This window comes from Clostridium sp. SY8519 (genome assembly GCF_000270305.1).
Taxonomy (GTDB): Bacteria; Bacillota; Clostridia; order Lachnospirales; family Lachnospiraceae; genus SY8519.
Genome location: NC_015737.1, coordinates 2,356,520 through 2,377,549, shown reverse-complemented (window position 1 = coordinate 2,377,549; position 21,030 = coordinate 2,356,520). Strand labels below are relative to the sequence as shown.

The 21,030-nt window shown below is 51.7% G+C and carries 20 protein-coding genes; 3 read left to right on the top strand and 17 right to left on the bottom strand.

The annotated features are described in order from the left end of the window. Nucleotides 1-45: 45 nt before the first annotated feature. The 4 genes from CXIVA_RS10955 to mtaB all read right to left on the bottom strand — a co-directional run bounded on the left by CXIVA_RS10955 (nt 46) and on the right by mtaB (nt 2,410). On the bottom strand, nt 46-309 hold the full coding sequence (locus CXIVA_RS10955; protein WP_013978101.1) for a DUF1292 domain-containing protein: 264 nt from the start codon (nt 307-309) through the stop codon (nt 46-48). A 7-nt stretch (nt 310-316) separates the two neighbouring features. Continuing rightward, nucleotides 317-778, bottom strand: coding sequence for a Holliday junction resolvase RuvX (gene ruvX / locus CXIVA_RS10950; protein ID WP_013978100.1), 462 nt, complete (start codon nt 776-778; stop codon nt 317-319). After that, the gene (locus CXIVA_RS10945) at nt 769-1,032 is read right to left on the bottom strand and encodes an IreB family regulatory phosphoprotein (RefSeq protein ID WP_013978099.1); all 264 of its coding nucleotides are present in this window, start codon (nt 1,030-1,032) and stop codon (nt 769-771) included. Before CXIVA_RS10945 ends, ruvX begins: the two co-directional genes overlap by 10 nt. 64 nt (nt 1,033-1,096) lie before the next feature. Next, complete coding sequence (mtaB, locus tag CXIVA_RS10940) at nt 1,097-2,410, bottom strand: tRNA (N(6)-L-threonylcarbamoyladenosine(37)-C(2))-methylthiotransferase MtaB (protein ID WP_013978098.1); 1,314 nt, start codon at nt 2,408-2,410, stop codon at nt 1,097-1,099. Between the two features lie 126 nt (nt 2,411-2,536). Between mtaB and CXIVA_RS10935 the strand changes: the two genes are divergently transcribed. Then, entirely contained in the window at nt 2,537-2,770 is a 234-nt protein-coding gene (locus CXIVA_RS10935; protein WP_013978097.1) for an HPr family phosphocarrier protein, read from the top strand. Between the two features lie 87 nt (nt 2,771-2,857). On the opposite strand, the gene thiI is transcribed toward CXIVA_RS10935, so the two are convergent. The 10 genes from thiI to lepA form a co-directional block, all read right to left on the bottom strand. After that, nucleotides 2,858-4,057, bottom strand: a complete 1,200-nt coding sequence (thiI, locus tag CXIVA_RS10930; protein WP_013978096.1) for a tRNA uracil 4-sulfurtransferase ThiI — start codon at nt 4,055-4,057, stop codon at nt 2,858-2,860. 14 nt (nt 4,058-4,071) lie between these two features. Further along, nucleotides 4,072-5,214, bottom strand: a complete 1,143-nt coding sequence (locus CXIVA_RS10925) for a cysteine desulfurase family protein (RefSeq protein WP_347475629.1) — start codon at nt 5,212-5,214, stop codon at nt 4,072-4,074. Between the two features lie 14 nt (nt 5,215-5,228). Further along, the gene (locus tag CXIVA_RS10920; RefSeq protein ID WP_013978094.1) at nt 5,229-6,002 is read right to left on the bottom strand and encodes a 16S rRNA (uracil(1498)-N(3))-methyltransferase; all 774 of its coding nucleotides are present in this window, start codon (nt 6,000-6,002) and stop codon (nt 5,229-5,231) included. A 2-nt stretch (nt 6,003-6,004) separates the two neighbouring features. After that, nucleotides 6,005-6,958, bottom strand: coding sequence for a 50S ribosomal protein L11 methyltransferase (prmA, locus tag CXIVA_RS10915; protein WP_013978093.1), 954 nt, complete (start codon nt 6,956-6,958; stop codon nt 6,005-6,007). A gap of 145 nt (nt 6,959-7,103) precedes the next feature. Continuing rightward, nucleotides 7,104-8,276, bottom strand: coding sequence for a molecular chaperone DnaJ (gene dnaJ, locus CXIVA_RS10910; protein ID WP_013978091.1), 1,173 nt, complete (start codon nt 8,274-8,276; stop codon nt 7,104-7,106). A 10-nt stretch (nt 8,277-8,286) separates the two neighbouring features. Then, entirely contained in the window at nt 8,287-10,155 is a 1,869-nt protein-coding gene (gene dnaK / locus CXIVA_RS10905) for a molecular chaperone DnaK (protein WP_013978090.1), read from the bottom strand. A gap of 55 nt (nt 10,156-10,210) precedes the next feature. Next, entirely contained in the window at nt 10,211-10,840 is a 630-nt protein-coding gene (gene grpE, locus CXIVA_RS10900) for a nucleotide exchange factor GrpE (RefSeq protein ID WP_013978089.1), read from the bottom strand. A 30-nt stretch (nt 10,841-10,870) separates the two neighbouring features. Then, the gene (gene hrcA / locus CXIVA_RS10895; RefSeq protein WP_013978088.1) at nt 10,871-12,010 is read right to left on the bottom strand and encodes a heat-inducible transcriptional repressor HrcA; all 1,140 of its coding nucleotides are present in this window, start codon (nt 12,008-12,010) and stop codon (nt 10,871-10,873) included. A 136-nt stretch (nt 12,011-12,146) separates the two neighbouring features. After that, nucleotides 12,147-13,352, bottom strand: coding sequence for a radical SAM family heme chaperone HemW (hemW, locus tag CXIVA_RS10890; protein WP_013978087.1), 1,206 nt, complete (start codon nt 13,350-13,352; stop codon nt 12,147-12,149). A gap of 15 nt (nt 13,353-13,367) precedes the next feature. Then, nucleotides 13,368-15,176 (bottom strand): translation elongation factor 4, encoded by a 1,809-nt coding sequence (lepA, locus tag CXIVA_RS10885; RefSeq protein WP_013978086.1) that lies wholly within the window; start codon nt 15,174-15,176, stop codon nt 13,368-13,370. A gap of 242 nt (nt 15,177-15,418) precedes the next feature. Between lepA and rpsT the strand changes: the two genes are divergently transcribed. Beyond that, nucleotides 15,419-15,682, top strand: coding sequence for a 30S ribosomal protein S20 (gene rpsT, locus CXIVA_RS10880; RefSeq protein WP_013978085.1), 264 nt, complete (start codon nt 15,419-15,421; stop codon nt 15,680-15,682). Nucleotides 15,683-15,749: 67 nt separating this feature from the next. Here the strand turns inward: rpsT and holA are convergent, their stop codons facing one another. Next, nucleotides 15,750-16,727 (bottom strand): DNA polymerase III subunit delta, encoded by a 978-nt coding sequence (gene holA / locus CXIVA_RS10875; protein WP_013978084.1) that lies wholly within the window; start codon nt 16,725-16,727, stop codon nt 15,750-15,752. Between the two features lie 105 nt (nt 16,728-16,832). On the opposite strand from holA, the gene CXIVA_RS10870 reads away from it, so the two are divergent. Continuing rightward, a complete protein-coding gene (locus tag CXIVA_RS10870) occupies nt 16,833-17,762 on the top strand; it encodes a DMT family transporter (protein WP_013978083.1) in 930 nt (309 codons plus the stop codon). On the opposite strand, the gene CXIVA_RS10865 is transcribed toward CXIVA_RS10870, so the two are convergent. Further along, nucleotides 17,750-20,044, bottom strand: a complete 2,295-nt coding sequence (locus tag CXIVA_RS10865) for a DNA internalization-related competence protein ComEC/Rec2 (protein ID WP_083835027.1) — start codon at nt 20,042-20,044, stop codon at nt 17,750-17,752. The two genes, CXIVA_RS10870 and CXIVA_RS10865, sit on opposite strands and share 13 nt — an antisense overlap. Before the next feature lie 51 nt (nt 20,045-20,095). Continuing rightward, nucleotides 20,096-21,022, bottom strand: a complete 927-nt coding sequence (locus CXIVA_RS10860; RefSeq protein ID WP_013978081.1) for a GerMN domain-containing protein — start codon at nt 21,020-21,022, stop codon at nt 20,096-20,098. Between the last annotated feature and the right edge of the window lie 8 nt (nt 21,023-21,030).

Here is a 21,030-nt window from a genome sequence, read left to right as displayed (position 1 = left end):
CGGCCTGATACGGCAGACAGCGTGTTTCCCGGGCTTTTCTTCTGTTTAAATTTCAAAATCCACGTCTTCCAGCATTTCGGCAAACACCTTGGAAATTGCCTGTAATTCGTTATCATCATTGACAATTTCGTAGCAGGCTTCCGCCTGGCCGCCCTGTACTTCACGAAGAATATAAGCGGTGGCGTCTTCTTCCTGATCTTCGCTTTCCGTCACAAGAAGATACGGAACGCCGCCGATTACCGTCTGTTCCAGTACATATGCTTCTAAAAGTTCGTTGGTTTCTGTATCGTAAAAGCTGATTGTTTCCATCCGCTGTTTACTCCATAACTGTCTGATTTTCTTCACGGGCGCTGAAGTCCAGGTACCCCTGCAGAATGATCGTGGCCGCGATCTGATCCACATATTCTTTGCGATGTTCTCTGCGGATTCCGCGCCGGATCATAATCTGTTCCGATTCCACGGTGGACAAGCGCTCATCCCAGAGCGTAACCGGCAGTGAGAGACGCTTTTCCAGCATTTCTTTGAATTCCATCGTCTTCCCGCACCGTTCTCCTTCTGTTCCGTTCATATTCCTGGGATATCCGAGAACAATGGTACCTATGTCATACTCTTCTGTCAGCTCCTGGATCCTGGCCAGTGTCTGGCGAAGCTTGGAGGGTGATTTGCGCCGGATGATTTCCACTCCCTGCGCAGTGATCAGCAGCGGATCGCTGACTGCGACACCCACTGTCTTGCTTCCGAAATCCAGTCCCATGATTCGTTTTTGATTTATTCCCATTCGTGATTCTTTGCGTAATATTTCAGTACTTCTTCCACAAGCTCGTCCCGCTCCACCTTCATAATCAGGCTTCTGGCATTCTTATGGCTGGTGATATAAGTAGGATCTCCGGACATAATGTACCCGACAATCTGGTTGATCGGGCTGTATCCTTTCTCGAGCATGGCCTTATATACGATCTCCAGCACATCGCCGATCCGCAGTTCCGGCTCTTTTTCTACTTTAAAATATTGTGTATTTCCAAGATCCTGCATGTCTGTACCTCTGTCTTCGTTCTCTTTTCCCAGATACCTTTCGCTATCTGAAACTATCACCAGTTTAATATAAACACTGCGAAAATTCAACCGTCTCTATGCAATTATGTAAATCCCTCCCGGATTCCGGAAGAAATACTTTTACATATTCTCTGGTAAATCCTTCAAATCCGCGTACGCCGCCCCGTTCTGTCTGATGCTCAAACAGCACTTCCACTGTTTTCCCCTCATACCGGGCCAAATAGTCCCTTTTCAGTTCCTCTGCCAGGCCCATGAGTATATGGCTGCGTCTTGTTTTCTCCTGTTCCGGAATCTGCCCGCTCATGGCAGCAGCCTTCGTCCCGTCCCTGCGGGAATATTTAAAGACATGCACTTCATAAAACTGTGCCTGTCTGGCAAACGCGCAGGTTTCCCGGAATTCTTCCTCCGTTTCCTGCGGGAATCCGACAATAATGTCTGTCGTGATCCCGGGATGGTCATAGACGCTGCGCAGAATTCTGCATTTATCCAAAAACTCTTCCGGCGTGTAATGACGGTTCATCCGCTGCAGCACCCCGGCGGATCCACTCTGCAGCGACAGATGGAAATGGGGGCAGACTTTCGGCAGCGCGGCAAGGGACCGGGCAAACTCTTCCGTGATCAGGCGTGGTTCCAGCGATCCCAGGCGGATCCGCCGGATTCCGGCAATCCCGTGCACTTCCTGAATCAGATGCAAAAGGGTATCCGAACTGTCCTTTCCATAGGAACTGATATGTATCCCCGTAAGCACCACTTCCTGAATCCCCTGTTCTGCCAGTCCCTGCACTTCGGCTATGACACTCTCCACCGAACGGCTGCGGATTCTTCCCCTTGCGTAGGGAATGATGCAGTAGCTGCAGAACTGATTGCATCCGTCCTGGATTTTGACAAAGGCACGGGTGTGCTCTTTCGGTCCGGAGACTTTCAGGTCCTCATAAGGCTGCAGCCCGCTGTTGATATCCACCAGGTCTTCCAGCGCCATCTCCCCGGCTTCTGTCTCTTCCCGGCGGGAATGTTCGGAAAAATACTCATCCAGCAGCCGGATCAGATCGTTTTTTCTGTTGTTGCCCAGAATAATATCCACCGCCAAATCTTCCCGCATCTGCCCCGGCGAAGTCTGGACATAACAGCCGGCAGCCACCACCGCCGCTTCCGGGTTCTGTTTTTTTGCCCGATGGATCATCTGTCTGGATTTATGATCTGCCACATTTGTGACCGAGCAGGTGTTAATCACATAGACGTCTGCCCGTTCGTGAAACGGAACAATCTGATATCCCGCTTCTTCCAGCAGCTGCTGCATGGCATCTGTTTCGTAGGAATTCACTTTGCATCCCAAATTATGTAACGCGGCTGTTTTCATGCCTAACCCTTTCTGATTCTATGTTTTTTGACAGAAATACCCTGCTCTTGATTGACATTTTTCACAATAATGTATACTATATAAATATAGTTTTTGTGACTTAATATCAACAGGGAGGTACTTCGAGTGGACAGCGTGAATGTATTCTTAAATTCAATCGAAAAAGTAAAAAGCTTTGTGAATATCGTAACTGCTTTTCCCTTTGACTTTGACCTGGTATCCGGACGTTATGTAATTGATGCCAAGTCGATTATGGGAATCTTCAGTCTTGATCTTTCCAAACCGATCAAACTGACGATCCACGCATCCGGTGACGAGCTCGCCAAAGCCATGGAAGAGCTGAAACCATTCATCGTCTGACTGCGGATCCGCTGTATCCGGGGGAATTCATCACAAGCGAAAAAGTAACGGGCTGTTTTCAAAACTTCTGATCACAGCCCGTTTTTTTTATGCCTGATACTCTTCCGGTTCAATCCGTATCACCTGTGTGGTGTCAATGGCCTGCTGCACAAGCGCTTCAATGGTTCCCGCAAGCTTCTGTTCCGAACGGCGAATAATATTCAGATTCGGCTTGGTAACCGGATGTTTTGCGACAAAAATGGTACAGCAGTCCTCAAAGGGCAAAATCGACGTTTCGTAGGTGTCAATTTTTTCCGCCACACGGACGATTTCGCTTTTATCAAAACCAATCAGCGGCCGGTACACCGGCATGGTGCATACATCATTGGTAGCCGCCAGAGACTGCATGGTCTGACTCGCCACCTGTCCGATGCTTTCCCCTGTGATCAGTCCCAGGTTCCCCTGTTTTTCGGCAAAATGCTCGGCAATCCGCATCATATACCGCCGCATAATAATCGTCAGTTCATCATGGGGGCATTTTTGATAAATTGCCAGCTGGATATCTGTGAAATTTACCACGTGCAGACGAATCGGTCCGCAGTATCTGGAAATGATACGGGCCAGATCCACTACTTTCTGTTTCGCCCGGTCACTGGTGTACGGCGGCGCGTGGAAGTAGGTGGCATCAATGGATACTCCCCGTTTCGCAATCATATAGCCGGCCACCGGGCTGTCGATTCCGCCGGACAGAAGCAGCATGGCGCTGCCGTTGGTTCCCACCGGCATTCCGCCCGGACCCGGAATGATTTTTGAGTAAATATTTATTTTTTCGCGGACTTCCACCGTCAGCATAATATCCGGATGATGCACATCCACCTTCAGATCCGGACGATGCTCCAGGATTTTTTCTCCCAGATCCATATTGATCTGCTGGGAGTTAAGGGGATAATCTTTTCTTGCCCGTCTGGCATTCACTTTAAAGGTATGCCCCTGCTCCGGATGCACCGTATCCAGATAGTGAAATACATCCTGCACCAGCTGGTCAAATCCCTGATCCTCTACCTGGAACATGGGGCAGATGCCTACAATGCCAAACACATGTGTCAGTGCTGTCACCGCATCTTCATAATCATAGGATTCCGGTGCATAGACATAAATCCGCCCCTGTTCTCTCGTTACCCGGAATTCGCCCTCGATGCGGCGCAGCGCGAACCGGATCTGATTCATCAGCGCTTCTTCAAAATTGCGGCGGTTTTTCCCTTTGATGCCGATTTCACCGTATTTAATTAAAAACTGTCGAAATACCATGCGATATCTTCTCCTTATCGACGTATAAATTTTCTGAGTACCGGAGCCAGTTCACGAATCGCCTGCACCGTCCGGTCCAGTTCTTCTCTGCTGGTGGAAAACGAAAAGCTGAAGCGCAGCGCAGAGTCCGTGATTTCTTTCGGTTTTCCGAGCTTCATCAGTGTGCTTCCCTCTCCCGGATGGTTGGAAGCGCAGGCGCTTCCGGATGAAACATAGATTCCCCGGTCTTCCAGGGCATGCAGCATCACCTCGCTGCGGACTCCCGGAAAACTGATATTTACAATCTGGGGGGCGCAGTCGGTTCCTTCGGGACTGTTAAGCACCACATCCGGAATCTCCTTCATCTGTTCCATAAAATCGCTGCGCAGCGCATACATTGCCCGGATTTTTTCCTCCAGATTCCGGTAAGAAAGCTCCGCTGCCAGCCCCATGCCGGCAATTCCCGGCACGTTCAGAGTGCCGGAACGCATACCTTTCTGCTGGCCTCCGCCGTAACAGATCGGTCGGATCTTTGTTCCTTCTTTCACATAAAGAAAACCGATCCCCTTCGGTCCGTGGATCTTATGTCCGCTGACCGACAAAAGGTCGATGCCCATCTGTTTCGGATGGATGCGGATCTTGCCGTAGGCCTGTATCGCATCCACATGCATCAGCACTTCCGGATTCTTGCCTTTGACCGCCGCCGCGATATCCGCCACCGGCTCCAGGGCGCCCATTTCATTGTTCACAAGCATCACCGAAACCAGAATCGTATCCTCACATACCGCTGCCGCCACAGCCTCCGGCGCCACCGTTCCGGATGCGTCCGGCTGGATATAGGTTACGCGGAATCCCTCTTCTTTCAAATGTTCGCAGGCATTGCGGACCGAAGGGTGTTCGATGGCCGTCGTGATGATATGTTTTCCCTTCCGCTGATTCGCCCTTGCGGTCCCGATCAGTGCCAGATTGTTTGACTCTGTTCCGCCGGAAGTGAATATAATTTCCTTTTCTTTGCAGTGCAGCGTCTTCGCAATTCTGGACGCCGCTTTTTTTACATGATTTTCCGCCTCGATGCCTTTTCTGTGAAGGGAAGACGGATTTCCGTAATCTTCTGTCAGCAGTTTGACGATCAGATCCGTTACTTCTGCATCGCATCTGGTCGTTGCTGAATTATCCAAATATATTTCCATTCTTATTCCTGCATACTTTCTGTATGATTCTGCTGTTCCAGCGCATATTCCAGCCGGAGGCTCAAAAATGACATAACGGTAACAGCCGCTGTGTCGGTGCGTAGAATTCTTCTGCCCAGGGAAATCACTTCCGCGCCGGGACGCAGCGCTTCGATTTCCTCCTCGGCAAAACCGCCTTCCGGCCCAATATAAACCGCAATGTCCTGTCCCGGGCAGATTTTCGGCAGGACTTGCGCAGTACTCTGCATGCCTCTGGCATTTTCATAGGGTACAATTCTTAGGTCCATACGCTTTCCCTCTGCCAGCGCTTCCTCCAGCGTCATCACCGGACAGACCTGAGGGATCACGCTTCGTTTGGACTGCCGTGCCGCACTGAGGGCAATGCTTTGCCAGCGTTTCTGTTTGTTCGCCGCTTTTTTCGCGTCCAGGCGTACCACACAGTACTTCATTGCCACCGGCACAATCCTGGAAACCCCCAGTTCCACCGCCTTCTGAATCACATATTCCATGCGGTCGCCTTTGGGGATGGCCTGGAACAGGGTGATTCTGGAAGGAAGTTCTGTATCCGGCGCATTTCCGTCAATAATATCCGCCTGTACAAACGCATCGGAGATTTCGCTGACTGCACAGAGCAGGTTTCTTCCGGAAGCGCTGCTGACCCGGATCTTTTCCCCCGGTTTCATCCGAAGCACCGCACGCATATACCGCACATCCGGTCCGGTTATCGTAACATATTCTCTGCCGATCTGACAATCATCTACAAAAAACTGCTGCATAGCTACTCCTTTACCGCAGTGACAGACACCCATTCTCCCTGATGTCCGACCCGGACCACCCGAAGGCCCGCGGCTTCCACTGCTTCTTTTACGGCATTCTCCTTAAAATCAATGATTCCGGAACAGATCAGAATGCCCTGGGGCTTCAGGCAGGCCGGAAGATAGGGCGCCATGGGAATCAGTACATCTGCCAGTATATTGGCCACAACGATATCATAGGATTCCTGTCCCAGCCGCTGCTGCAGCTCTTTGTCCGTGATCAGGTTGCCCACTTCAAAGGTTCCCTGTTCTTTGGTCAGATGATTAACGGCAAAATTATCATAGGTGGATCGGATACAGTCTTCATCAATATCTGTGCCGTGGACATGGGCTGCGCCAAGTTTCAGCGCCACAATGGAAAGAATGCCGCTGCCGCAGCCTAAATCCAGCACCCGGCTGTCCGGCCGCACATAACGGTCCAGTTCCCGGATGCACAGCTGTGTGGTTTCGTGTTTGCCTGTTCCGAAGGAGATGCCCGGATCGATTTCAATCACGGTCTTTACCTCCTGCTTTGGCTCTTCTGTTTCCCAAGTGGGGCGGATAAAAATATCCCCCACATAGAAGGAGTGAAAGAACTGTTTCCAGTTATTGGCCCAGTCCTGATCTTCGGTCTGGCTTACCGTGATCGTCCCGTCGCCGATCGCAACCACATCCCGCAGATCTTCCAGTTCCTGCCGGATCCTGTCCAGCAGTTCCGTATGGTCGCCGTCTGCCTCCAGGTAAAACGTCAGATAGCTGGTTCCGTCATCCTGCGGAAGTTCCGGCGGAATATCGATAAACATCCGGGCAGTTTCCTGCTCGGTCAGAGGGGTGTTATCCTCGATCTCCACGCCTGCGATGCCGCAGTCTGCCAGCATGCTGCTGACAAAATCCTCTGCCTGTGTCGTTGTCTTGATTCTGTATTTTTCCCACTTCATGGTGAACCTCCGCTTTGCCTGATCCGAAACCTGATTTGATCCGACGCAATTGTATCATAACTGTTTTCTTCTGTCATTACCCAGTACAGGCTCTGTCCCGCAGTCACACAGCAAAAGAACCGCTGCAACCAGCGGTTCCCCTGTACTAATCTTCTTTTTTATTGAAAAATCCTTTTTTTCTATTTTTTCCTTTGTGATGGGGTTCGGGTGAACTTTCCTGTTCTCCGAGAGAACCATCCGTCAGCTCGTCAAATCTGCGCAGCGCCTCTTTGGCTTCCGTGCTCAGATGGGATGGTGTCTGAATGATCAGCGTCACATAGTGATCGCCCCGGGTGCTGGAATTTCTCAGAGAAGGAACCCCTTTCCCCTTCAGCCGGATTCTGGTATCGGTCTGTGTGCCGGCTTTTACCGTATAAATCACATCACCGTCAATTGTGCTGATTCTGACATCACCGCCAAGTGCCGCCTGGGCAAAGGTGATGGGCGCGGTGGAAAACAGATCCATACCGGAACGCTGCAGGAAAGGATGGGATCCTACTGAGACCTCCACAAGAAGATCTCCCCGGGGACCGCCGTTTACACCAGGCTCTCCCTTTCCGCGGATCCGCACGCTCTGCCCGTTGTCAATTCCGGGCGGAATGGTGACTTTGATCTTTTTGCGGGAGGCGATATAGCCGCTTCCGTGACAATCCGGGCACTTTTCTTTAATTACTTTTCCGGTACCGTTACAGTCCGGGCAGGTGGATACATTCTGTACCATGCCGAATAACGACTGCTGGGAAAAGACAATCTTCCCCTTGCCGCCGCACTTGGAACAGGTAACCGGTGAAGTGCCTGCCTTTGCGCCGGTGCCGTGGCAGGATTCACATTCGTCTTTCAATGTGATCTCCAGTTCCCGGTCGCAGCCGAATACGGCTTCCTCAAAGGAAATCCGTACCCTGGCACGCAGATTGGCGCCTTTCATGGGCTGACTGCCTGCGGAGCGGGAGGCTCTGCCCCCTCCGAAGAATTCGCCGAAAATATCTCCGAAGATATCTCCCATATCCATTCCGGAGAAATCAAAGCCGCCGCCACCGCCGGCGCCGCCTTCAAATGCCGCATGGCCGAACTGGTCATACTGTCTTCTCTTTTCGCTGTCACTCAGAACAGCATATGCTTCCGATGCTTCTTTAAACTTTTTCTCAGCTTCAGCATCACCCGGATTTGCATCCGGGTGATACTTTTTCGCCAATTTTCTGTAAGCTTTTTTTATCGTGGCATCGTCCGCGCTTCGGTCTACTCCGAGGACCTCATAATAATCGCGTTTTTGTTCTGCCATATGCTATTTCTTATACCTCTTTATAATCAGCGTCTACTACATCATCGTCGGATCCGCCGGTGCTCTGCTGCTGTGCGCCGGCATCAGCGCCTGCAGCGCCCTGCTGTGCCTGTGCCTGCTGCTCATACATCTTGGTGAATACGGTCTGCGCGCTGTTCATCAGTTTCTCTTTTGCAGCTTTCAGCTCGTCTACCTGCGCATCCGTCATCTGGCTTGCATCCGGATGCTCCTCCAGAATCTTCTTTAATGCATCCAGGTCTGCCTGTACCGGAGCTTTATCTGCGTCGGATACATTGGCACCCACTTCTTCCAGGGCTTTCTCTGTCTGGAATACAAAGGCATCCGCGTCATTTCTTGCGTCAATTGCCTCTTTCCGTTTGTTATCTTCTGCCTCGAACTGAGCAGCTTCCTGCACGGCTTTGTTGATATCTTCTTCCGACATGTTGGAACCTGCGGTAATGGTGATATGCTGCTCTTTTCCGGTACCCAGGTCCTTAGCGGATACATTAACGATACCGTTGGCATCAATATCAAAGGTTACCTCGATCTGCGGAACGCCGCGGCGTGCCGGCGGGATTCCATCCAGACGGAACTGGCCGAGGGATTTATTGTCTTTGGCAAACTTACGCTCGCCCTGCACCACGTTGATATCTACTGCAGTCTGGTTGTCTGCCGCAGTGGAGAAGATCTGGCTCTTTCTGGTAGGAATGGTGGTATTCCGCTCAATCAGTGTGGTCGCGATGCCGCCCATGGTTTCGATGGACAGAGACAGCGGTGTAACATCCAGCAGAAGGATATCGCCGGCACCGGCATCTCCGGCCAGCTTGCCGCCCTGAATGGAAGCGCCGATTGCCACACACTCGTCCGGGTTTAAGTTCTTGCTGGGTTCTTTGCCGGTCAGTGCTTTTACTTTATCCTGTACCGCCGGGATACGTGTGGAACCGCCGACTAACAGTACCTGTCCCAGGTCGGCAGCTGTGATTCCGGCATCTCTTAAAGCGTTCTGAACCGGTACGGAAGTTCTCTCCACCAGGTCATGGGTCAGTTCATCAAATTTCGCTCTGGTCAGATTCATATCCAGATGTTTCGGGCCGTCTGCTGTAGCTGTAATGAACGGAAGGTTGATGTTGGTAGTGGTAGCGGAAGAAAGCTCTTTCTTTGCCTTCTCAGCTGCTTCTTTCAGTCTCTGAAGCGCCATCTTATCTGTGGACAGATCCACGCCTTCCTGATTCTTGAATTCGGTAAGGAGCCACTGTGTGATCTTGTTATCGAAGTCGTCGCCGCCCAGACGGTTGTCGCCGGAAGTGGACAGAACTTCGATGACGCCGTCACCGATTTCGATGATGGAAACATCAAAAGTACCGCCGCCTAAGTCGTATACCATGATTTTCTGTTCTTTTTCGTTGTCCAGTCCGTAAGCCAGTGCTGCTGCGGTAGGCTCGTTGATGATACGTTTTACATCCAGACCGGCAATCTTGCCTGCGTCCTTGGTTGCCTGACGCTGCGCGTCATTGAAATATGCAGGCACAGTGATAACCGCTTCTGTCACTTTCTCACCCAGGTAGTTCTCTGCGTCTGCTTTCAGCTTCTGAAGAATCATTGCGGAGATTTCCTGCGGTGTATATTTCTTTCCGTCGATTTCCTTTTTGTAATCGGTACCCATCTCACGTTTGATGGATGAAATTGTCTTTTCGGCATTTGTTACTGCCTGACGTTTTGCCGGCTCGCCTACCAGACGCTCGCCGTTTTTGGTAAAGGCGACAATGGACGGTGTGGTTCTTGCGCCCTCTGTGTTGGCGATTACTACCGGCTGTCCGCCTTCCATAACTGCTACGCAGCTGTTTGTAGTACCTAAATCAATACCTATAATCTTGCTCATCGTATTATCCTCCTGAAATTGTTTCCTGCTTTTCTCAATCTATATTCAAATACAGTTAGTTTGCAACTTTCACCATGCTGTGCCGTACGATAGAATTCCGGTATTTATACCCTTTCTGGAACTCCTCTGCCACAACATTCTCACCAAAGGCATCGTCATCCACATGCATCACTGCATTGTGAAGGTTCGGGTCAAAGGTCTGTCCCTCTGCTTCGATGACGGTAACGCCTGCTTCTTCCAGGCTGGTTACCAGCTGTTTGTAAATCTGCTCCATGCCCTGTACAATCGGACTGTCTTTGTCTTCTTCGGATACTGCTGCCAGTCCCCGCTCAAAGTTGTCCACTACCGGAAGGATACGCTCAATAATATCCTTTGCCCCGATTTCAAACATCTGTGTTTTTTCCTTTTCGGTGCGTTTCCGGAAATTGTCAAATTCCGCCATCTGGCGTTTCAGACGATCGGTCAGTTCTTCGATCTGCTCGTCTTTTTTGTCTTTTTTCTTTTTCTTTTTAAAGAATCCGTCGTCCAGCTTCTCACCTTCTGCGGATGCCTGCTCTGCTGCCTCCGCCGGCTCCTGTTCCGGTTCTTCTGTTTTCTTCACTGAATCTTCCGCCTGGGAATCTTCTGCTTTATGTTTGAGTTCTTCCTGGTCAAGATCAGCCTTCGTTGTCTTGTTGTCTTCCATGGTCGCACTCCTTTCTCGCTTTATTTTCTGCTAATCATCCGACTCTTTTTCTGTCGTCAGCGCGTTAAAAAAATCCTGCCGGATGGCGATTTCCAGTTTTTTGTTCTTTCGTTCCGGATACAGATCATCCAGCTGCTGCTTGATGATCTTCATGCTTTGAACCACTTTCCCGTAATCCATACGCTTCGGACCGACGATTCCGATGGTTCCCCGCAGGCCGCCGCCCAGGTCATAATTTGCTGTCACGACGCTGCAGTCTTCCATCTCTTCCATCTCATTCTCACTGCCGATATAAACCTGTATCTCATCCGAGTCCGACTGTTCGGAAGCCTTGTCCGCGAGAAAATTCTTCAGTCCGGTCTTGTCCTCCAGGGCCGAAATCAGCTCATAGGCCTTGTGGGAATCACTCAGCTCCGGATAGCGGAAGATGTTCTTGGCCCCGCTGGTATAAACCTCCAGGTCTTCATCCGGCTGGATCGCGTTGGCAACCGCGTCCAGCACATCCGAAATCATGCTGCTGTGGCTGCCGGCCTGCTCTTTCAGACGGGTAATCGTACCCAGATTAATCTGATCCAGTGTCAGTCCGTTTAAGCTGGAATTCAGCAGGATGTTCAGTTTCAGCATGGTCTCCTGATCCAGGGATTCGCTGACTTTGATCATCTTGTTCTTTACCAGGTTCCCGTCCAGCACAATGGTCGCCAGCACATGATTCTGGTCCACATTGGACAGCTGGATAAATTTCAGCTTGCTGCCCGTCACCGCCGGTGTGGATATCATTGTCGCATAATTGGTATTTGCCGCCAGGAGCTTCACCGCTTCTTTCAGCACTTTTTCCATTTTTTCTGTATGCTCGATAACGAAATCCTTCATATCGGAGATTTCCTGATCTTTGTCTTTCATCAGGTTGTCCACATAGAAGCGATAGCCCTGATCCGAAGGAATCCGTCCTGCCGATGTGTGGGGCTGCAGAATGTATCCCAGCTCCTCCAGATCAGACATCTCATTGCGGATCGTCGCTGAACTCAGATTCAGGTCCGTCATCTTGGATATGGTTCTGGATCCGACCGGTTCCCCGGTATCCAGATAGGTCCTTATGATGGCATTCAGGATTTTTGTTTTTCTTTCATCCAGTGCATCCATCTCGTTCGTGCCTCTTCCTTCGTTTCTCATTTGTTAGCACTCATTAGTCTGGAGTGCTAATCGCTTCTGAGGCTAATATACTACCACCCTAATCCTTTGTCAAGCATTCGGAAGATTTTTTTCGGAAAAATTCTGAAAATAATAAAAAATGTGCCGCGGCTGCCGTTCAGGAATCCAGCAGGAACTGACTGAGCACATAATTACTGATATCAATCCCCGCAGGAGTCAGGCGCACCCGGTCTCCCTCTTCTGCCAGCAGGCCTTCTTTCTGTGCTTTCCGAACCGTATCCCGGTAAACCGAGTCAAAGGGCCTGTGAAAGCGTTTGCCGAATTCGGCCTTGCTGATCCCCTTCGTCAGGCGAAGGCCGAGAAAAGCGTATTCCTCCATCTGCTCCTTCAGGCTGAGCGCAGTCTCGGATTCCGCGTGAAAATCTCCTTTTATATATGAAGAAAGATCCGAGTTCGTCCGGAATCTCCAAACCGGATCCGGACGGGTCAGCTCGCCGCTGCGGTGCCGGAGATGCACCTTCATCATGGAAGAGGCACCCAGCCCCAGGCCCAGATATTCCACACCGGTCCAGTATCCCATGTTGTGGCGGCATTCCATCCCCTTTTTTGCGTAATTGGATATTTCATAGCGCTGATACCCGGCATGCCGTAAAATCTCCGCAGTACGCAGATACATCAGCCGCTCCGTTTCCTCAGAGGGAAGCTCCCGCGGCTCCTCGCCGCGCTGCCGCGCCCGTTCATCTTCTTCATAACGCTGGTAAAACGGCGTGCCTTCTTCAATGATCAGACCGTATGCGGAGATATGTTCCGGTTCCAGGGCAATCACTTTCTGCAGCGTGTCCTTATACGTCTTCAGCGACTGATTGGGCAGGCCGAACATCAGGTCCACATTGATATTGGAAAATCCTGTCTGACGCGCCGTCTGATAACCGTCCAGGAACTCTTCAAAGGTGTGGATTCTGCCCAGAAGCTGCAGTTCTTCTCTGCTGCAGGACTGAAGGCCGAAGCTGATCCGGTTGATGCCGGAAGCTTTCATGATCTTCAATTTTTCCCTGTCCACCGTTCCTGGATTGCATTCCATCGTGATTTCCGCGTCTTCCCGGATCCGGTACCACCGGTACAGTCCTTCCATCAGCCGCTGTATCTGCCGGGGTCTTAAAATGGACGGCGTGCCTCCGCCAATAAATATACTGATGATTTCATAATCCGCAAGATCTTCCGCCTTTTCTTCTGCTTCGTGAAGAAGCGCCGAAAGATAAGCTTCTGTTTCAGCGAAATCTTTCGGCGCAGCGGACAGAAAATCGCAGTATTCACACTTCCTTACGCAAAAGGGAATGTGTAGATACAATTCTGCCTGTTTCATGGTTTCTTCTCTTTTCTATTTATCATCCAGCTTCAGAACGCTCATAAATGCCTTCTGTGGAATTTCCACGCTGCCGATCTGGCGCATGCGTTTCTTGCCTTCTTTTTGTTTTTCCAGCAGTTTTCTCTTTCGGGAAATATCACCGCCGTAGCACTTCGCAAGCACATCCTTGCGCATCGCCTTGACCGTTTCCCTTGCAATTACTTTGCCGCCCACTGCCGCCTGAATCGGTATTTCAAACAGATGGCGCGGAATCTCTTCTTTTAATTTTTCGCAGATCTTCCGTCCCCGGTCATACGCGCTGCCTTTGAATACAATAAAGGAAAGGGCGTCCACTTCCTCCCGGTTGATCAGGATGTCCAGTTTTACCAGTTCTGACCTTACGTATCCCTTCATTTCATAATCAAAGGAAGCATATCCTCTGGAACGGGATTTCAGCGCGTCAAAGAAATCATAGATGATTTCATTCAGCGGCAGCACGTACTTCAGAACCGCGCGGCTCTCTTCAATATATTCCATGCTGATGTATTCGCCCCGGCGTTCCTGGCACAGATCCATAATGCTGCCGATATATTCGCTGGTTACCATGATTTCCGCGTCTACCACCGGTTCTTCCATGTATTCCACTTCCGAAGGATCCGGTAAGTTGGAAGGATTTGTGATCTCCAGCATGGTTCCGTCGGTCTTGTGCACCCGGTAAATAACGCTGGGGGCTGTGGTAACCAGATCCAGATCGTATTCCCGTTCCAGCCGTTCCTGAATAATATCCAGATGCAGCAGACCCAGGAACCCGCAGCGGAAGCCGAATCCCAGCGCTGCCGAAGTCTCCGGCTCAAACTGCAGGGCCGCGTCATTCAGCTGCAGTTTTTCCAGTGCGTCCCGCAGATCCGGATACTTGGCTCCGTCTGCCGGATACACACCGCAGTACACCATGGGTGTCACTTTTTTATATCCCGGCAGCGGCTCCCTGCAGGGACGTTCCCGATCCGTCACGGTATCTCCGACCCGTGTATCCCGTACATTCTTTATGCTGGCAGTCAGATAACCGACCATGCCGGCGCTCAGTTCATCACAGGGAATATAGCGGCCGGCGCCAAAATATCCCACTTCCACTACGTCGGCCTCAGCACCGGTTGCCATCATGCGGATCCGGGTTCCCACTTTCACAGATCCTTCCTTGATCCTGCAGAATACGATCACCCCTTTATAGGAATCATATACCGAGTCAAATATCAGTGCCTGCAGGGGCGCCTTGGGATCTCCTGTGGGCGCGGGAATCTTCTGAACGATCTGTTCCAGCACCTGATGCACGTTTTCTCCTGTTTTTGCAGAAATACGGGGCGCATCCTGGGCTTCGATGCCGATCACGTCCTCGATTTCCTCAATGACCCGGTCCGGATCCGCGCTGGGCAGATCAATCTTGTTGATCACCGGCATGACATCCAGATCGTGATCAATGGCCAGATATACATTGGCCAGGGTCTGCGCCTCCACGCCCTGGGCGGCGTCCACCACCAGAATCGCTCCGTCGCAGGCTGCCAGGCTGCGGGACACCTCATAATTGAAGTCCACATGCCCCGGCGTGTCTATCAGGTTAAAGATATATTCCTCGCCGTCATCCGCTTTATAAATAATCCGAACCGCCTGGGATTTGATGGTGATGCCCCGTTCCTGCTCCAGTTCCATATTGTCCAGAACCTGTGAGGTCATCTCCCGTTCGGTCAGTGTGCCCGTCATTTCTATGATACGGTCAGCAAGGGTGGATTTCCCATGATCTATATGGGCTATGATGCAAAAATTTCTGATTTTACTCTGATCGATCAATTTATTTCCTCCTGTACAGCCTCTCCAGAGGCTGATAATATCTGCGAAACAAAGTATAGCATAGTCAGGAATTATTTGTCTAATCTGTAACCGGCCTCCCGGCGGGAAAATATCGAAAAAAAATTATTTTTTTATTGACAAACATCATCTGATCTTCTATCATAAATAAGCATGATTTCGTCAGTGCTTCCGTGTCTGTACTGATGAACGCTAAGAACAACTCAGTATGGGAGGTGTAACGAATGGCTAACATCAAATCAGCGAAAAAGAGAATTCTTGTAACAGCTACCAAGACAGAGCGCAACAAAGCAATCCGCTCTTCTGTTAAGACTGCTATCAAGAAAGTGGAAGCAGCTGTCGCAGCTAATGACAAAGAAGCTGCATCCGCAGCATTACTTGCCGCTACTTCTGTAATCAGCAAGGCAGCCGGCAAAGGAATCTACCACAAAAACAACGCTGCAAGAAAAGTTTCCCGTTTAAGCAAGTTAGTAAACGGCATGAATTAATATACGGCGTAAAACAGATCGCAAAAACAGCTGGAACCGTCATCCAGCTGTTTTTTTATGCTTTTATTTACGCGCTGTACCTGATGATCAGCAGTTCCACCGCCAGGCGGTCGTTTTGTCTGCCGCTTTTTATTTCCTCGTCGGTACGGATACAGTCGGCAAAGGCCTTCCGCAGTCTGTCTGCGGTAAATTTCGACGCCTGTCCGAGATTTTTTTTCACCGCAAAGGGCGGAATCTTTAACCGGGATGCCGCCTGCTGCCGTGGAACCCCCTTTTCCTGCATGCTTTTCAGCTGTTCCAGAATATGGAACTGCCGTGTAATCAGTGCCAGGATCCGCATGGGCGGTTCCCGGAGCATCACCAGATCCTGATAATAGCGAAGCGCCTTCTGCTGATTCCGTTCTGCAATCGCGTCAATCATGGCAAATATCTTTCCCTGCACCTGACTGCCGCAGACCGCTTCCACATCTTCCGCGGATATCACCGTCCGGTCCATGGTATATGCCAGCAGTTTTTCCAGTTCGTTCGCGATTACATTCATATCATCCCCGGTGCGGGACAGGAACAGTTCCATCACACTGCGGGTGATCTTCTTGTGTTCCGCCTTCAGCTTCTGCCCGACCCAGAGCACCAGTGTCTCTGTTTTCTGTCTGCCGCATTCTGCCGCATGTCCGTGTTTCTGGATATATTTATATAATTTGCCGCGTTTGTCCACTTCCGATTCCGCAAATATCAGAACCGTACTTTCCGGAAGTTCCGGGAGGAAATTCACCAGACGTTCCTGGGAAGAGCGAAAGAAACCGCTGTCTTCCACAAGAATCACCCTGCGTTCCGCGAAAAAGGGCAGCGTTCTGGCCAGTTCGATCAATTCTCCGGGGTCTGTGCGCTTTCCCTCCATCACCGTATAATTCATCGTATCCTGCGGATCGGTCAGCGCACGGATCAGATTTTCTTTGGTCTGCACCGCCAGATAGCGTTCTTCCCCGAAAATCAGGTAAAGATTTTGAAAGGTTTGATTTTTAATATCTGTATTTATCTGCTTCATAAAAATATTCTAACAAGTCGGATTCCTGCCTGTCAACCGCGGCAGCCGTTGCTTCTCACGGAAAATCATGCTACTATATTTGCCATGAATACAAAAACTTCGATTATGGCAAAAACCCCTGCACTGATTCTCTGTGCATTAATCAGCTGCGCCCTCTGGGGCAGCGCTTTCCCAAGTATAAAAATCGGCTACCGCCTGTTTGCGGTCGCCGGCTCGGATACCGGCGCGCAGATGCTCTTTGCCGGACTGCGTTTCTTTCTGGCCGGCATCCAGGTACTGATCTTTGAATCCATCCGCCGCAGAAAAGTAATTCTTCCGGACCGGGCTGCCCTACCGGGCATTGCGGTACTCAGCCTGTTTCAGACGATTCTGCAGTATGCTTTTTTTTACACAGGCCTGGCGCACTCCACGGCAGTCAAGGGGGCTCTGATCACCGGCACCACCACCTTTTTTTCCATTCTGACGGCGGCGCTGCTCTTCCGCGCCGAGCGGCTGTCCCTCCTGAAACTTCTGGGATGCCTGGTCGGATTTGCCGGCCTGGTCCTCGTAAACCTGGGCGGCACCTCTGTTTCCCTGCACGCGGCTCCGCTGGGAGATGCCCTGATGCTTCTGTCCGCCCTGTCTTCGGGCATTTCCACCGCCTGTCTGAAGATCTTTTCCGGAAAACATGATCCGGTGATGCTTTCCGGCTGGCAGTTTTCCCTGGGCGGAATAGTGCTGATGGGAATCGGCGCCGGCATGGGCGGCCATCTGCATCCGGCCGGACCGTCCGCCTTCCTTCTTCTGCTTTATATGGCGCTGATCTCTTCCGTTGCCTACACCCTCTGGGGCATTCTGCTGAAATACCATCCGGTCTCCCGGGTAACCGTATTTTCCTTTACGATTCCGATCTTCGGCGTCCTGCTGTCCCTGCTTTTCGCCGGCGAAAATTCCACCCTTCCATTCGCGGTATTTCCGGCACTGGCCCTGGTCTGCGCCGGCATCTTAATCGTCAATCAGGTGACGCGAAGGGAAGCCTCTCCTCAGTCCGAGTAGCCACAGGGACGTTCGGTATAAAAGGCCCTGCTTCCATTGGTTCCTGTTTCAGACGCCCTGACGCGGATCCGGATCTGGCCGCCGTTTTTCGTCGTATAAATCCTGGCTCCTGCCTCCCGCAGCCGTTTCAGCGTATCCGGGGAAGGATGGCGGTAGCGGTTATGTTCCGCTACAGAAATCAGCGCTGCTTCCGGCGCTGCCTTTCTCAGAAATTCCTCCGAAGTGGAGCCTTTGGATCCATGATGTCCCACTTTCAGCACATCAACTTTTCTGACCTGTCCGCGCCGGATCATCTCTTCTTCTCCTTTTTTTCCCAGATCTCCGGTAAACAGTGCGGAAATCCCCCCGCCTTCCAGACGCCAGACCTGGCAAAGTTCATTCGGATCTTCTGATCGGTCATTCCTGCGGGGATACAGACAGGTCATTGTAATTTTTCCCATGCGCAGACAGTCCCCCGCCTGCACATATACCACCCGGCAGCCTGCTGCTGCCGCCGCTTTGCGCAATTCCCCCATTCCGGCATCCCCGGCATCTGCGGCGGCGGACGCCCTGCTGAACACCAGATTGGAAACCGGATACCCTGCGCGGAGGATTTCCAGCAGACCGCTGATATGATCCTCGTCCGTGTGGGATACCAGCCACCAGTCTATTTTTTTTACCTTGCGGTAACGCAGATAGGGAAGAATGCGCCGGAGACCAACGGAGGAAATATTGCTGCTGCCGCCGTCGATGCAGACATTGCCGCCGTCCGCTGTCTGAATGTGAATGCCGTCCCCCTGCCCCACATCCAGCAGATTGATCTCAAAGGACGGCGGGGGCGGAACCAGCAGAAAAACACTCATGACTGCAGCAGATCCGCCCGTCAGCAGACCCCGCAGCACACAGCAGCGGCGGTAAATTTTTCTTCTGCGTGCCGCACCGCTCTGATCCCTTCTCTGCACCAGGCGCCGCTCCAGCAGCCGCATCCATACTGCCGTGCCGAATAACATAATATAAAAGAGCGCCATTGCCCAAAGCGGCGGTCGCCCCACAATCCATGTGCCGCCTGGAAGCAGGTCCGTCAGATCCATGGCAGACCGGAACAGAGCAAGGATCCCCCTGCAGGGAAGCAGCAGGATGCCTGCGCCGGTCAGAGATACCAGCCCGAGCAGTCCGCTGGCCAGAGCGCAGATCAGCAGCGGGCCGCACAGCGGGATGACCAGCAGGTTGAGAAAAACCGCATAGACGGGGATCTGATAAAAATACCAGGCAGTCAAAGGAAGCATTCCCAGACTCACCGTAAGACTCATGGCAAATCCGCTGCGATCCAGCAGAGCGCGGACCGGCGGCGGAAGCGGAAAGCGGCCATACAGCGCAGATACCGAAGGATAAAGGGCAAGAATCGACAGAATCGCGCAGAAGGACAGCTGGAACCCTGCCTGCCGCAGGAAAAACGGATCCACCAGAAGCAGGATAAGGGCCGCGCTGAGCAGTCCCATCCGGGAATCATACTTTCGGCCGGACCATTCCGCTCCCAGCATGTACAGGGACATGATCACCGCGCGGGCACTGCTGGCCGGCCAGCCGCTGACTGCTCCGTACAGAAGCAGCACCATGCCGCAGACAGACACCGCCGCGCCGTAGGAAACACGGAACCGCTTCCGCAGCAGCCGGTATAAGCTCATGCCCACCACAGATACATGGAGACCGGAAATCGCGAGAATATGCGCAATTCCGTGATCCTGATAGGCCGCCAGTTCCTCTTCTTCCAGGCCGCTTCTGTCTCCCACTGTAAGCGCGCAGAGAATCCCCGCCGTCCGGCCGGGGAGCGCCTGCTGATATACCGCCGCCAGTCTTTCCCTGATCTCTGTCAGTCCTTCTCTCACCGGAAACCGGGGATAACAGATCACCTGAATCGAATCGCAGGTCAGACAGCAGAAAATCCTTTTTTGCTGATAATACTGACGTGGGTCAAAATTCCCCTCATTGGTCCTGCGGGAAAATGGCTGCATCACGCCGGAAACACGCACTCTGCTTCCTGCCGGAATCCGGTCATTCCGGCTGTACAGAAGCATTCCGGGAAGCCGGTACCCTCCTTTCCCGCTGCGTACCGACACCCTGTGGATCACATAGACCGCGCCTTCCTCTTTTCTGCTTCGTTCGGTCACAATGCCGGTGGCCGTTCCCCGCAGATCCTGTGAAAAAAAGCTGCTGCAGCGCTGTGATTCCATCATACCGGATAGATACATCAAGATCACCGCGGCTGCCGCAGCGGATAAAAGCAATATTCTGAAGTGCCGCAGACGAAACCTCCTGACACTCTCTCATGTTTCTGCAGTTTGCTGCCCGTATTACTAGGACTGTCTGTTCACCAGGTCAGAATTTTTTTCGTAATAGATCTGAAGGGGCATCGAGTTGCGGTACAGCAGGTCGGAATTGCCGTCAATGGAAATCTGCACGGAGGTGATTCCCGGAAGTTCTGTCAGTGAATTCACGATCGAATAGATCACCACTTCCGTCCCGATGTTGTAATCCTGATCGTTGAATGAGCTTCCCAGGTTCACATAGCACACCCCGTCCATAACAGAAATTCTGTTCAGTACCACAGAATTCGGCAGGGTCGTACGGGCGTTTTTGGATTTGGGCCCTTTCAGAAGTTCCCGCATCACAAGCTTCGGTGTGGAAATGTTGCTGGCAGAACGCACCGTCCTGGTCTCCCGAACCAGCCCGTCTCCCTTTTTATTGGAAAAGTAGAGGTTTAAGTCCATCTGATAGGATTCATCCTCCACATTGCCCAGATCGTCGGAAAAACTGGTGTCTGTCATGATGCCGATCTTTTTCCCGCCCGCATCTGTCAGGGGCTTGCTGTCAACGAAAAAGGAGATTCCCTTTACGCCTTCCACCTGCATCAGGGTTTTGACAATGGCGCCTCTGCACAGGATTTCCTGGGAGGGTTTCATGTCTGCATATTTATCATCAAAATACAGATATACCTGATGGTCCCGGATTTCCGGACTGGACATGGTAACATCCTTTGGAAGGATGGGCTGCCGGTCGGCGCCGGACTGCTCCCCGGACAGACGCTTCAGAAGATACAGCACCTGTTCCTGGGTACTGTCTCCCCTGCAGGTAATTCCCTCCCTGGTCAGCCCGGTGGCATCATTATTGATATAATACAGATAGGCGTTATAGGACGCGGTTTTATCTTTTCCGCATCCGGCCATGGAAACTGACGCCGCCAGAATCACGGCAGCCAGTATTGGTTTGATTTTTATTTTCATGCGGCTGT